The sequence below is a fragment of the Streptomyces sp. NBC_00353 genome (assembly GCF_036108815.1).
GTDB lineage: Bacteria > Actinomycetota > Actinomycetes > Streptomycetales > Streptomycetaceae > Streptomyces.
Window position 1 is genome coordinate 1773002 of the sequence record NZ_CP107985.1, and the last position, 12654, is coordinate 1785655.

The 12654-nt window shown below is 69.3% G+C and carries 12 protein-coding genes and 2 pseudogenes; 8 read left to right on the forward strand and 6 right to left on the reverse strand.

The window, feature by feature from the left end; genetic code table 11:
* Positions 1-192 precede the first annotated feature (192 nt).
* The 3 genes from OHA88_RS08420 to OHA88_RS08430 all read left to right on the forward strand — a co-directional run bounded on the left by OHA88_RS08420 (position 193) and on the right by OHA88_RS08430 (position 2888).
* Positions 193-774 carry a TetR/AcrR family transcriptional regulator gene (locus OHA88_RS08420; RefSeq protein ID WP_328624922.1) on the forward strand — a complete coding sequence of 194 codons (582 nt, stop codon included), beginning with the start codon at positions 193-195 and terminating at the stop codon, positions 772-774.
* Positions 775-1187: 413 nt separating this feature from the next.
* A complete protein-coding gene (locus OHA88_RS08425) occupies positions 1188-1775 on the forward strand; it encodes a TetR/AcrR family transcriptional regulator (protein ID WP_328624923.1) in 588 nt (195 codons plus the stop codon).
* Between the two features lie 93 nt (positions 1776-1868).
* A complete protein-coding gene (locus OHA88_RS08430) occupies positions 1869-2888 on the forward strand; it encodes a zinc-dependent alcohol dehydrogenase family protein (RefSeq protein ID WP_328624924.1) in 1020 nt (339 codons plus the stop codon).
* Between the two features lie 81 nt (positions 2889-2969).
* On the opposite strand, the pseudogene OHA88_RS08435 reads toward OHA88_RS08430, so the two are convergent.
* The 4 genes and pseudogenes from OHA88_RS08435 to OHA88_RS08450 all read right to left on the reverse strand — a co-directional run.
* A pseudogene (locus tag OHA88_RS08435) lies at positions 2970-3158 on the reverse strand (IS5/IS1182 family transposase); the annotation flags it as partial.
* 35 nt (positions 3159-3193) lie between these two features.
* The gene (locus OHA88_RS08440) at positions 3194-3877 is read right to left on the reverse strand and encodes an FMN-dependent NADH-azoreductase (RefSeq protein WP_328624925.1); all 684 of its coding nucleotides are present in this window, start codon (positions 3875-3877) and stop codon (positions 3194-3196) included.
* A gap of 3 nt (positions 3878-3880) precedes the next feature.
* On the reverse strand, positions 3881-5281 hold the full coding sequence (locus tag OHA88_RS08445; protein WP_328624926.1) for an FAD-binding oxidoreductase: 1401 nt from the start codon (positions 5279-5281) through the stop codon (positions 3881-3883).
* On the reverse strand, positions 5278-6177 hold the full coding sequence (locus OHA88_RS08450; protein WP_328624927.1) for an LLM class flavin-dependent oxidoreductase: 900 nt from the start codon (positions 6175-6177) through the stop codon (positions 5278-5280). Before OHA88_RS08450 ends, OHA88_RS08445 begins: the two co-directional genes overlap by 4 nt.
* Positions 6178-6241: 64 nt before the next feature.
* Between OHA88_RS08450 and OHA88_RS08455 the strand changes: the two genes are divergently transcribed.
* On the forward strand, positions 6242-6592 hold the full coding sequence (locus OHA88_RS08455; protein ID WP_328624928.1) for a winged helix-turn-helix transcriptional regulator: 351 nt from the start codon (positions 6242-6244) through the stop codon (positions 6590-6592).
* Between the two features lie 371 nt (positions 6593-6963).
* Positions 6964-8331, forward strand: coding sequence for a PP2C family protein-serine/threonine phosphatase (locus OHA88_RS08460; RefSeq protein ID WP_328624929.1), 1368 nt, complete (start codon positions 6964-6966; stop codon positions 8329-8331).
* Between the two features lie 74 nt (positions 8332-8405).
* On the opposite strand, the gene OHA88_RS08465 is transcribed toward OHA88_RS08460, so the two are convergent.
* Positions 8406-8822 carry an STAS domain-containing protein gene (locus tag OHA88_RS08465; RefSeq protein WP_328624930.1) on the reverse strand — a complete coding sequence of 139 codons (417 nt, stop codon included), beginning with the start codon at positions 8820-8822 and terminating at the stop codon, positions 8406-8408.
* A gap of 428 nt (positions 8823-9250) precedes the next feature.
* Positions 9251-9622: pseudogene (locus tag OHA88_RS08470) on the reverse strand (DUF488 domain-containing protein); the annotation flags it as partial.
* Between the two features lie 158 nt (positions 9623-9780).
* On the opposite strand from OHA88_RS08470, the gene OHA88_RS08475 reads away from it, so the two are divergent.
* From OHA88_RS08475 to OHA88_RS08485, 3 genes are all read left to right on the forward strand, one after another.
* Entirely contained in the window at positions 9781-10563 is a 783-nt protein-coding gene (locus OHA88_RS08475; protein WP_328624931.1) for a uracil-DNA glycosylase, read from the forward strand.
* Positions 10564-10933: 370 nt separating this feature from the next.
* Complete coding sequence (locus OHA88_RS08480) at positions 10934-11254, forward strand: hypothetical protein (protein ID WP_328624932.1); 321 nt, start codon at positions 10934-10936, stop codon at positions 11252-11254.
* Positions 11255-12049: 795 nt separating this feature from the next.
* A complete protein-coding gene (locus OHA88_RS08485) occupies positions 12050-12652 on the forward strand; it encodes a hypothetical protein (RefSeq protein ID WP_328624933.1) in 603 nt (200 codons plus the stop codon).
* Positions 12653-12654: the final 2 nt, after the last annotated feature.

Below are 12654 nucleotides of genomic sequence, written 5' to 3' on the forward strand. Positions count from 1 at the left end.
TTGTCCGGCCTTGAGTTCAGGCCGGCGTTGTGAGCGCCGGACGCTGATCCAAGGAGTGCCGCTGCCAGGAGGGCGATCGGGCGGCGGCCTCCAGTGAACCCTATGTGGAACGATGAGTCAAAAAAAACTTCTGTTTGCATGTCGCATATGGAAGTAAAATTTGTACCGTGCGTTCCTGATAGGCTTCGGTTCATGGCACGCATCAGGGAATTCGACACGGAGGCGGCGGTAGAGGCGGCGATGAACGCCTTCCGCCGCAGGGGCTACGAGGGAACGTCGGTTCAGGACCTGGTGAGCGCCACCGGCTTGGGCCGCGGATCGCTGTATGCCGCGTTCGGCAGCAAGGAGGGGCTGTACCTGGCGGCCATGGACAGGTACCGCGAACGGTATGCGCTACCTCTGGTCGAGCTCCTGCGCGGTGGGGCACCTGCTCGCGAGCTGCTGCGCGAGGTCCTGGTCGGGACAGTGGACACGATCGTGCGCGACGGCAGCCGGCAGGCCTGCCTGATCGTAGGCGCCACGACGGAGCGCATCGCACACGACCCCAAGGCCGCCGCGCACGTGCGCTCGACGACCGCCTCGCTGGAGGACGCACTCTGCGAGGTCATCGCGGAAGCGCAGGCGAGTGGGGAGCTGCCCGCCACCCGCGACCCCCGCGACCTGGCCCGATTCCTCCTGGTGACCATGCAGGGGCTGAAGGTGATGGGTGCCATCGATCCGGACCGGTCCTCGCTGATGGGGGCCGTCGAAGTGGCCCTGGGCGCCCTTGGCTGAACGGGCGCCGCTTGATCCACGGCACATCGCGCCCGGGCGTCTTCAGCGAAGCACCTGCGGGTCGCAGGCTGGTGGCCGCTACTCGGCCACTTGGTCGCAGAGGTGAGGATCCGAAAGGCACGGTGTGATGGCGCCCGACGCCAACGGCAGCCAGGCGATCAAGATCCCTCTCGACCGCATGCTCAGCGAGCGCACCCCTCGCGGGGCCGGCCTCTCGGGTCGGCGTGTCCACCAAACCGTTCCATGCTGAAGAACGGCCGCGCCCGCGCGATCCGCCTCATCACTCCGACGGTATCTGCGAGATAGGTCCTCGACCGCCGGCCAGGCACGCCGTTCCACCGTTTGATCGGACAGACCTGTCTGTTAGTCTTCAGGTGACGAATCCAGGGGTCCGGAGAGGGTCGAGAACTGCCATGCCTGCCACGGCCAAGCGCCTCCCGGCGCGCGAGCGCATCCTTACGACGGCGGAAGAGCTGTTCTCTGCCCATGGGCTGCGGGGCGTGGGCATCGACCGCATCATCGCCGATTCCGGCGTCGCAAAGTCCACCCTGTATGTGCACTTCCCGTCCAAGGACGAACTGGCCGCCGCCTATCTGCGGCGGACCGACGACTCCTGGCGCGGCAAGCTGCGGGCCGCCGCGCTGGCGGCCGGTGACAGTCCCCGCGATCAGCTGGTGGGTCTGTTCGACGCGGTCACCGCCTCCTACGAACGGCACGGATTTCACGGCTGCCCGTTCATCAATGCCGCCGCCGAGAGTGAGCCGGGGAGTCTCCCGCACACCGTGACCGTCGAACACAAGCGAGCGGTGCGGGCATGGGTGCGCGACCTGGCCGAGGCGGCCGGAGCTGACGACCCCGACCAGCTGGCCCTGCAGCTCACCCTGCTGGTCGACGGCGCGCTGGCGGCGGGCAAGCTCGAGCAGGACCCGGCCATGCCTGCCGCCGCCAAGGAGGCGGCACGGTTCGCGGTCAGGCGCTCCTGCCCGCCACCTGCCATCTGACCCCCTCCAGGCCCTCATGCGTCCTCTCTCAGGGGCGCATGAGGGGATTTTCGGATCCAAAGAAAACAGACCTGTCTGTTCGAAAGGAATACCATGACCACGTCCCGCCCTGCGGAGGCCGCATCCATGCGCGCGGTTGTGCTGGAGCAGTTCGGCGGCCCGCTGACCCTGAGCGAACTCGCGACCCCTGCCGCCGGGCCGGGCCAGGTGCTGGTGCGAGTAGCGGCCAGCGGCGTGAATCCGCTGGACACCAAGATCCGGGCCGGTAAGGCGGCCCACGCTCGCAGCCGACTGCCCGCCATCCTTGGAGTGGACCTGGCCGGCGTGGTCGAGGCCGTCGGTCCCGAGGTCACCGGCTTCGCCCCGGGCGACGAGGTGTACGGGCTCACCGGCGGCGTCGGCGACCTGCAGGGCTCGCTGGCCGAGTACGCGGCCGTCGACGCCCAACTACTTGCGCACAAGCCCGTCTCCTTGAGCCCGCGGGAGGCGGCGGCACTCCCACTGACCGTCATCACGGCCTGGGAGGGTCTGGTGGACCGGGCGCGGGTGAGAACCGGTCAGCGAGTCCTCGTCCACGGCGGAGCGGGCGGCATCGGGCATGTGGCCATTCAAGTCGCCCGGGCGCGGGGAGCCGAGGTCTTCGCAACCGGATCGGCCCGCAGCCTGGAGACCATCGCCCGCCTTGGAGCGACGCCGATCGACTACACCACCACCCCGGTCGAGGACTACGTCGCCCGGCACACCGGCGGTGAGGGCTTCGACATCATCTTCGACACCGTCGGCGGCGAAACGCTCGACGCCTCCTTCACCGCGGTGCGCACCTACACCGGTCATGTGGTCAGCGCCCTGGGTTGGGGCACCCACAGCATTGCCCCCCTGTCGTTCCGCGGGGCCACATACTCGGGCGTCTTCACGCTGCTGCCGATGCTGACCGGACGGGGCCGGGAGCACCACGGGGAGATTCTGCGGGAGGCGGCCGCCCTTGTTGACGCCGGGGCGCTCATGCCCATGGTCGATCCCCGGCATTTCACCCTCCATACGGCCGTCGAGGCCCACAAGGCGGTGGAGAGCGGATCCGCCGCGGGAAAGATCATCGTCGACGTCGCGGAGTGACCGTTCCTAATTCAGGCGGCGACCGGACATGTGGACGCCGATCGGACGCCCCGCGTGGCGGCGTCAACAGCCCGAACTGGCCGGGAGTTCGGCCTGGCCGGCTCGCGACGGTGCGGGATGACCAGACCGGTGCTCCGGCAGCCGCCGTCCACGATGACCGTGGCCCGGCCGACGGCGTGCTCGGTGCCGGCCTGCTCCTACTTTGCGGTCGTTGTGGTTGCCCGCCGCCGGCCGGGTGTCGGCGTCGAAGACGACCTTCACTCCCGTGGACGCTGTTGGGCGAATCGAGGACGCCGTGCGATGTCCTAGCAGCAGGGACGCACACGGCGCTCTCGTGTGTACGCGGCGAGGCGTTCGGCGAGGGCTTTGGCCTTGGTGGCCGCGTCCTGCAGGGCGCGGTCGCGGGAGGTTTCGAAGAGCGGCACCAGTTCGGCCATGGCCGGGTTGTGCGGGGCCATGGTGAGTTCCGGGACGATGAAGTCGAGGTCGAGGGCGAGCATGTCGGCGAGGGTCGCCGTCAGGTAGTTCTGCACGTACTCGTAGGGCTCCTTCGGGGTGCCGGGCGCGTAGGAGCCGCCGCGGCTGGCGACGACGGTGACCGGGGTGCCCTTGGCGGAGGGGTTCTCGCCCGAGGTGCGGCCGTGGAGGATCACGTTGTCCAGCCATGCCTTGAGGGTCGACGGGATCGAGTAGTTGTACATCGGGGCGCCGATCAGCACCGCGTCTGCCTGCTCCAGTTCCTCGATCAGCTGGAGGCGTTCAGCGAAGGCGGCGGCCTGCTCGGGCGTGTGGGCGTTCGGGTCGGCGAAGCCCGCGGTGTGTGCGGCGGCGGTGATGTGCGGGACGGGGGCGACGGAGAGGTCGCGGTAGATCACCGTGCTCTCCGGGTGCTGCTCTTCCCAGGTCTTGCGGAAGGTCTCCGTGACGGCGCGGGAGACGGAGGCTCCGCCCGGGAACACGGAGGAGTCGATGTGCAGCAAGGTGGCCATGGATTATCTCCAGTAGGGGGTGACATGACTGGGCGGGAGCCTGCGGCGGGTGCCGTGGGGCTCGTGGCCGGTGCGGTCGATGGGGCCGGCGGTCAGGCCGGCGGCCGGGGAGCGCAGGACTCCGTCGGGGTCGTAGCGCTTCCACAGGTCGGTGACGCGGGCGCCGGTCGGTCCGGGGTAGGCGCGTATGAACGTCGTCTTGTCGGGATTGCTCTCGAAGTTCACGTAGGCGCCGTCGGTGTGTGGGGCGAGGGGCGCCCAGGCGGCAGCCAGCATGGCGCGGTCGTCCGGCGGGAACGCCGAGGCGATGACGAGGGTGTTCTGATGGCGGTGTGTGAAGGCCATGGCAGAGGGGGCGGGGTCGTGGGCCGCGCCGCCGAGCGAACGCAGCTGGACCAGGACCGGGTCGGGGGCGGCCGACGCCGCGACCAGGGCGCGGGCGGCATCCGGGGTCATGTCGGTGAGCAGTCCGTTGGTCGTGCTGGAGGGCATCTGCCCGATGTTGGTGTGCAGGTGGAGCGGTGGGACCAGCTCTGTGTAGGAGACGACATGGGCCTGCTGGGCCATTACGTCACCGATGCCGAGCAGCGGTTCGATGGCGTCGCGGATGGCTGACGGGCTGTCCGAGGCCACGACAGCGGTGATGAACGCGGCGGTGGCGGCGCCCTGCGAGGACAGCATCACCGCCGTCGACAGCTCGCGCGGCGCCCGCGCCATGACGGCCTCCCAACGCCGCAGCGTCTCCCCGGCCGGGTCCACCGCCGCGATCAACTGCGCGTAACCGACGTCACGAAGCTCCATGGCCTCGATCTCGAAGGCCACCGCGATCCCGGCACCCGCGCCGGCCCCGCGCATCACCCACAGCAGGTCAGGCTCGGCATCGGCATCGGCGCGCACGGCCGATCCGTCGGGCAGGACGACCTCGACGGCGCGGATGTGGTCGACGGTGAGCCCGTACTGCCGTACGAGCCATCCGACGCCGCCCCCGGTGGCGATGCCTCCGACCCCGACGTTGCCGTGGTCGCCCGAACTGATGGCGAGCCTGTGCGGGGCGAGCGCCTGGGCGACCTGGGCCCAGCGGGCACCCGCCTCGACACGGACCAGACGGGAACCGCGGTCGAGGACGTCGACCCGGTGCAGCGCGCTCAGGTCGATGACGAGCCCGCCGTCATTGGTGCCGCTGCCGGACAGGCCGTGCCCGCCGCTACGGACGGCCACCCCAAGCCCCGTCTCCCGCGCGAGCCGCAGCGCCGCCGCGACATCGCCCGCGGACTCGGGTAGGACGACGGCGGCGGGGTGGCCCACGGTGGTGTAGGTGGAGCGGAGCAGCCGGTAGCGGCGGTCGTCGGGCATGACCAGCTTGCCGGCGAGCTCGGCCGGCACGGTGGAGAGGGTGCCGTTCATCGGCCGCTCCGGAGGGCGTCGACGCGCTCGCGCACCGCGGGCACCACCTCGGCGGCGAAGAACGCGAGCTGTTGCTCGGGGTCAGTGGCGGGCCAGAAGACGAAGGTGTCGAAGCCGAGTTCCACGGCCCACTCGGCGAGTGTGTCTGCCCACCGCCGCACATCGCCGACGAGCCCCGGTCCGTCCCTGTGGTCGCCGATCACGCCGATCACGTTGTAGACGCGCCGGAGTGCCCTCGGGTCGCGGCCTGCGTCGGCGACCGCCTCGTCGATGATCCGCTGACGCGATGGCACCTCCTGTGGCGGGACGTAGATGTTCAGCGGAGAGATCCAGCCATCGGCCAACCGGCCGGCGACGGCGAGCATCCGCGGCTTCTGGGCTCCGAGCCAGAGCTCGACGGGCTTCGGGGACACCGGTCCGGCGCGGTAACCGCCGACGGCGTGGTACTGGCTGTGCAGTCGTACGACGCCTCCGGACAGGGCCGCGCGCAGGAGCCCCAGGGACTCCTCGGCGAATGCCACCATGTCCTGTCCGCGTCGCGCCGGTCCGCCCATCGAGGCGATGGCATCGGGGATGCCGCCCCCGCCGACACCGAGCTGGATCCGTCCGTCGGTGAGCACGCTCAGCGACGCGGCGGCCTTGGCGAGCATCACCGGCGGTCGCAACTGCAGGTCGGCCACGTCGGTGAGGAAGGTGATGCGGTCGGTGGCCGCGGACAGATGCGTGATCAGGGTCCAGGCGTCGAGGTGGCCGGGCTGGTAGGGGTGGTCCTGGACGGCGAGGTAGTCCAGGCCCGAGTCCTCCGCCGTCCGCGCGAGGCGCCGGGTTTGCGCCCAGGCCCCGGCGGAGGGATCGAGGCTCACTCCGAAGGAGAGTGGGCGTCCGTAGTCGGTCATGCGTCTACGGTGCGCCGGACCGCCCCACCGGTAAAACGGTGGGTAAGGTGCTAATCTTTTGTAAGTGAGCTCTATTCATGACGACACCTGCCCGAGCTTCGAGGGCACCCTCGAACTGATCGGACGCCGCTGGACGGGTTCGGTACTGCAGGCCGCCGACCGTGGAGCCCGGCGCTTCGGTGAGTACCGGGCGATGATCGACGGCATCTCCGACCGGCTGCTCTCCCAGCGCCTGAAGGAACTCGAGGCCGCGGGCCTCATCGAGCGCACCGTCATCCCCACTACGCCCGTACAAGTCCGCTATCAGCTGTCCCCGGACGGCCAGGCACTTGTCGACGCCCTGCTGCCGCTCGCGCAGTGGAGCATGCACCGCTCAGGGCCCCGGGGCTCGGGGCGGGTTCCGTCGTCGACGTAGCCTCCGGCTACGGAGGCGCGCGCACTCCCTCTGTCGGCTCCGAGGCGCCCAGGTCGTCGGCGAGCGCGGCTTTGGGTTCGATGCGGGAGGGGGCCCGCCTGGCCGACGAGCGTCAAGCCGATGCGCTGGTGCTCGGCACCCAGAGCACCGCTTGCACCGCCTGATCGGCTCGGTGCCCGCACGCATGGCCCGGGCCCGCCCACTTCCCTGTCATCGTGGTCCCGTGATCCGATCCGGGACAACGGCAGCCCGGCGGTGGGAGGCGAGATCCTCGTAGCGCGGCGCGCACCTGTCTGGGGCTCGCAGTACGGTGGCCATGCAGGGAAGGCGGCCACAGCCGTATCGGCTCCCGACCCGCCGGGAGGTGCCCCATGTCGATTGATCCAGAGCCGCCGGAAGAGGCAGCCGGGCACGTCACCGCCGCATTGGAGGAGAGCGGCCGACTGCCCGACAAGCAGTCCTTCGAGGAACTGAACACCCAGGTATGGCAGTTGACCGTGGATCAGCGCCTGCTGCGACGCCTGCTGGACGCGGTGGTGGCCATCAGCGCCGACATGGACCCCCGTGCCGTACTCCAGCACATCGTGGAAGCCGCCGCCGATCTCATCGCCGCCCGTTACGCCGCGCTGGGAGTGCTCGGGGACAGCGGAGACATCGTCGACCTGATCACCGTCGGGGTGGACGACGAGAAGCTCAGGGCCGCCTCCGGTCTCCCTCAAGGGCACGGTCTGCTGCGCGGCCTGATCGCCGAATGCCGGCCCTTGCGGGTCGACGAGATCGCCGCCGACCCCCGCTCGGCCGGCTTCCCGCCCGACCACCCGGTGATGACAACACTCCTGGGTGTCCCACTGACTGTCCGCGACACCCTCTACGGCACCCTCTACCTCGCGGACAAACACGACGGCACACCGTTCAGCGAGGAAGACCAGGCTCTGCTGACCGCGCTGGCCAGCGCCGCGAGCGTCAGCATCGAAAACGCCCGCCTGTACGAGCGCCTCCGACGCACCGCCGAAAACTTCCAGCGCCGCCTGCTGCCCACCCTGCCCGACCTGAGCCCCCTCGCCATCGAAGGCGCCTACCAGCCGGCCTCCGACCTCCCCCGGCTCGGCGGGGACTGGTACGACGCCCTGCTCCTGCCGGATGGCGCCACGTGCGTCGTGATCGGAGATGTCACCGGCCACGACGTCGAAGCCGCCCCCCTGATGGGCCAGATCCGCAACATGCTGCGCGCCCTCGCCTACGACCACGGCGGGCCGCCCAGCCTGATCGTATCGAGACTCGACCACGCCCTGACCATGTTCGATGATCCCCCCACGGCCACGCTGGTCTGCGGTCGCATCGAGGAGGGCCGTGACGGGTACACCCTCCGCTGGAGCAACGCCGGACACCTCCCGCCCCTGCTGATCGGCGCGGACGGTGACACCGGCTACCTCGCTCCCACCCAGCACGGCATTCCGGTGGGCATCGATCCCTCCATCCCCCGGTTCACCCACGAGCACCCGCTCCCGCCCGGCAGCACCTTGCTGTTGTTCACCGACGGGCTGGTGGAGCGCCGCAACCAGGACATCGACACGGGCCTGACCGCCCTGGCCGGCCACGCCGCCCGCCTGGCCACGACACCCCTGCCCCAGCTGTGCGCCGACCTCGTCGCAGGGCACGACCAAGCATTCGACGACGATGTTGCGTTGCTCGCCCTGCGCATACCCGACTCTCTGTCATCGGCGGCGGGAGACACATGACAATGACGTCGACTTGGAGTTCGCGCAGGTAGGCGGCGGAGGGGAGCCCTCACGCCGACTGTCTGCGCGATCTCTCAAGACCCTTTCTCAGTCGGAGGATGTGGCCACTCCGCCAGGCCATCGGGCGATGGAGTACGTTGCGTTGCCTCCTCCGGTGAGTGGTAGATCTCGTAGCTCGCCTCCAGGCCGCTGATCTCGAAGACCCTGACGATCCGGCCAGGGGTGCACGTGATGCGCAGTGAGCCACCGTGTTCACGGATGCGTTTCGTGATCGCCACGACCATGCCCAGTCCCAACGAGTCCATGAAGGGGACGAAGCACAGGTCCAGAACGAAGTGACGGTGCCCCTCGCCGAGAAGTCCGATCACTGCTTCCCGGACCATGGGAGAGGTGTGGAGGTCCAACTCGCCGTCGACCTCCACGACGGTCCAGCCGTTCACCACGTCGTAGCTCACAGTCATGCGCTCGTCCCGGACGATGTTGGTTCGCATTGCCATCCCTCTTCACGTCTTCGGACAGCCGCACACTCGCACGGCCATCAGCTCAACGCCTGGTCAGCGACTCAAGTGGCAAAGGTTCGGTCGGCCGGTCGGCCGGTCGGCCTGCCGGCCGCGTGACGCAACCAGGCTGTCGGCAGCAATCCAGGCCCGCCTCACGGCGGGTTGGACACTCGGTGGGCACAGCACGCCCTCCCTGCCGGCAAGGTCGGGGGTTTCGGCACGGTCGATCACAGCCCAGGCATCTTGATCCCGACGACCGACCCACAAAAAAGCCTGGCCGTGCCCCGACGCGACGCGGCTCAACCTCGCGGCAACCGCCTCGGCCATCAGTCGCCGACAGGCCATGGGGAAGTCGGCGTCGACGACGGTGCGCCCTGCCCCCGGCCCGACGACGGCTCGGTCACCCTGGGGGTCACTCGCGATTTCGTCACGGCTTTCTTGGCAAGCCATTCAGCGAGTACGGCAGCCTGGCTGTGGTCCACGTCCTTGGTGGCGGTCAGGAGCGTGAGCTTGTCGTGTGCGGCGAGGCCGCACAGATGCTCGGCGGCCTGCCGGTGTCCGGCATCCTTCAGTTCGGACAGGGAGCGGCGGCGAAACTCGGCGAAGCGGCTGGTCTCGTGCCCGTACCAGCGGCGCAGTTCGCTCGACGAGGCCACATCGCGCAGCCACTCGTCCAGATGTGCGTCCTGCTTGCGCATACCTCGTGGCCAGACGCGGTCGACAAGGATCCGCTCGCCGTCCTTGGGCGAGGTCTCCTCGTAGACTCTGTGGTAGGTGATCTGTTCAGCCATAACGGCACCTTCCAGATCGATCGGTCGGGCCGGCCTGAGAGATGGTGGGCGGCCGTGGTGCGCCCGCTCGGGGGCATTTCCGACTCGCTCATTTTATCGGTGACCGCCTTCGGCGGGGCTCGCCCGGAGCCGGCGGGCGACAGAAGAGGAGGCCGAGCATGCCCGGCAGCCGTACGACACCGCAGGCCCACGACTTCCCCTCGGTGATGGCCCCCCGACTGGGTTCCGTGCCCGAACTGGACGAGTCCGTGGCCACCTGCCGGGCCTGCCCACGACTGGTGGCCTGGCGGGAGGAGGCCGCACGCGTCAAGCGCAAGGCCTTCCGGGACTGGGAGTACTGGGCCAGACCCGTACCCGGCTTCGGCCCGACAGACGCCCCGCTGGCGATCATCGGACTGGCCCCGGCCGCGCACGGCGGTAATCGCACCGGCCGCATCTTCACCGGTGACCCGTCCGGCAACGCGCTCTACGCCGCCCTCTACGACCTCGGCCTGGCCTCCCAGCCGGTGGCCACGCACCGCGGCGACGGGATGAAGCTCTACGGCGTACGAATCACCATGCCGGTGCATTGCGCACCGCCCGCCAACCGCCCCACCACTACGGAGCGCGACACCTGCCGGCCATGGCTCGCCCGGGAGCTGGAACTCCTGCGCCCGACCCTGCGCGCGATCGTGGTGCTCGGCGGCTTCGCCTGGCAGGCGCTGCTCCCGGTACTCCCCACCACCGGCTGGCAGGTGCCCCGCCCACGCCCACCTTTCGGGCACGGCGCGCACGCGCAGCTCACCGACGCCCGAGGTGAACGAGTGCTGCATTTGCTCGGCGGCTACCACCCGAGCCAGCGCAACATGTCCACCCGCACACTGACCCCCGCCATGCTCCGCGACGTACTGCACCGCGGCGCCGACATCGCCGACGTGGCGGTCCGTCGGCCTCCTGGGTGACCCTCACTCTCCCCCGGGGGCCGGTCACGCGTGTGTCAAAGGCCGCGAGCCGCTGACCGTGAACGGTGGCGAGGGCATGGACGCGTTGATCGCCTGCGTGTCCGTGTCCGCCGAGGCGTCGATCCCCAGGACGAAAGCGGCCAGGAGGCCTGCATGCACGCGATCCCGGAACATCACCCGGCCAGGAACCGTTCCTAGCCAGTGCACATGAGTGAGTCTTGGACCCACTGCTGCGTGCTGGGCGCATCCCGAACGGTTTTGGATGCGCTGGTCCCCCGCTTTCTCTTCCCGCTCGGCGGCGGCCCTCCAGGGGGCCGGTCCGTGGTGGGTGGGCGGGTTCCCTCACGCCCCCGGCATGAATACTGTGCGCATGCGGAAATGGTTACTGACAGCCGTGGGCGTGAACCTGCTGCTGGGAATTCCCGGTGTCGTTCCGGTGTGGCTGCTGTCGTATTTCGCGGTGAACTGGCCGCTCGCGGCCGTCGGTTGGACACAGCGGGAACCGACGGAGAACGACGGCATGCTGCCATGGCTGCTGGTCGGCGGACCGGTAGTGGCACTGTTCGCTCTGCTCTGGTGGCTGGCCAACCGCCCTCTGTGGGGCAGGACAGCCCTGGCCCCCCGCCTGTACTGGCCGGTCATTGCCCTGATGACCCTTGTGCCGTCGATCACGCTCGTGATCGTTCTCTGAGAGAGGCATTGAAGACGTGCAGAGCGAAATAACGAGACGGACTTCTACATCGACGCAGGCCCGAACGAAGAGCGCGTGCGGAAGGTCGCTGACAAGTTCCGTGGCTGGGACGCGACGCCCGGTGAAAGCGCCGGCGCGGAAGTGAACGTTCTGTCCCCGTCCCGGCGGAGCCGCGCGGATCGCCTGGCCCGCACCCAGCGCTCGGACTGACCTGGCGCCCCACAGAAGGACGAGTCTCCTCCTCCCCATGGCCTGGAGCACCATCGGGAGGAGGATCCGGGCGTGTGCTGAGTCAGCTATCGGATGGCGGCCGTCGCGGCCGCCTGTTTGCTGTCCCGGACGTGGCGGTCGACGATCCACCGGGGCGAGGCGGCGGTGCTGTGCTCCGCGAAGCCTCACTCCTGCGGCCGAACGAGCCTCGCCGGAGGGGGCGGCGCCGGGCAGCCGACGGATGGCCGCGAGAAGAAGAGGTCGGCCGGGCGCTGAGATGCCGAACCCCCCACGGGGGCATACCGTCCATTTGGCTCGTAGTGCGCCATGGGAGGTGCTGATGTCTGCTCTCGTCGTGACCGGTTACGACGGCGCCAGAGGTAATGACCAGACCCACGCGCCCGTCAACCGCGTGAGCCTCGTCCCGATCGCGCTGCGTCCCTTCTGATGCCTGTGCCGTCCCACTGGCGGAGGCCGGGTCGCACCCGCACCAGCACTCAGCACCACGCGCCCGCCCCGTTCCCCCCACGGGCGGGTCGAGTCGACAGGCTCTCCTCCCGCGCCGTGCGGGCATTCACTCGCACGGTGGGTCGTGCCGCCTTGGTCGCCCTGCTCGGTACGGCGCTGATGCTCACCACGCTGCCGTCGGCTGCGCACGCCGGGGCACACCCGGCCGCTCCCCCTGTCCAGCGGAGTGATGCGATCTCGGGCGGTCCCATGCACACGTCCGAGGCGTGCAACGCGGATCCTGCTTCGTGCCACGACTCGAACTGGCTGTACCGGTACATCTACTCCCTCGGGATCCACCCCTTCACCAGCCCTCACGATGTGCGCAAGCAGCTCACCGGAAACTTCTGGCTGTTCTCGGTGCGCGGCGCATGTCCCACCCGGATCCATCCGAAGGACGAGTGCGACCTGCTGGGTGGAAACCCGGTCCGGGTGGAAGCCATCGAGTACAACTACCTTCAGATCGCGACCCTGCCCGGCCACGCTCTGGGTGAGGGTCTGCACATCCGCTTCACCTTCACCCGCAGTCTCGGCTTCCACTACCTGATCGTGAGTGCCTGGCAGAGGAAACCGACCGCCTGCACCGAGAAGGCACTGTGCAATGTGGCGAGTCGTGTGGGTGCCTGGGCATTGTGGCGACTCCTCTCGGAGACGCTGGCAATATCGGCCTACCTCGCATGACG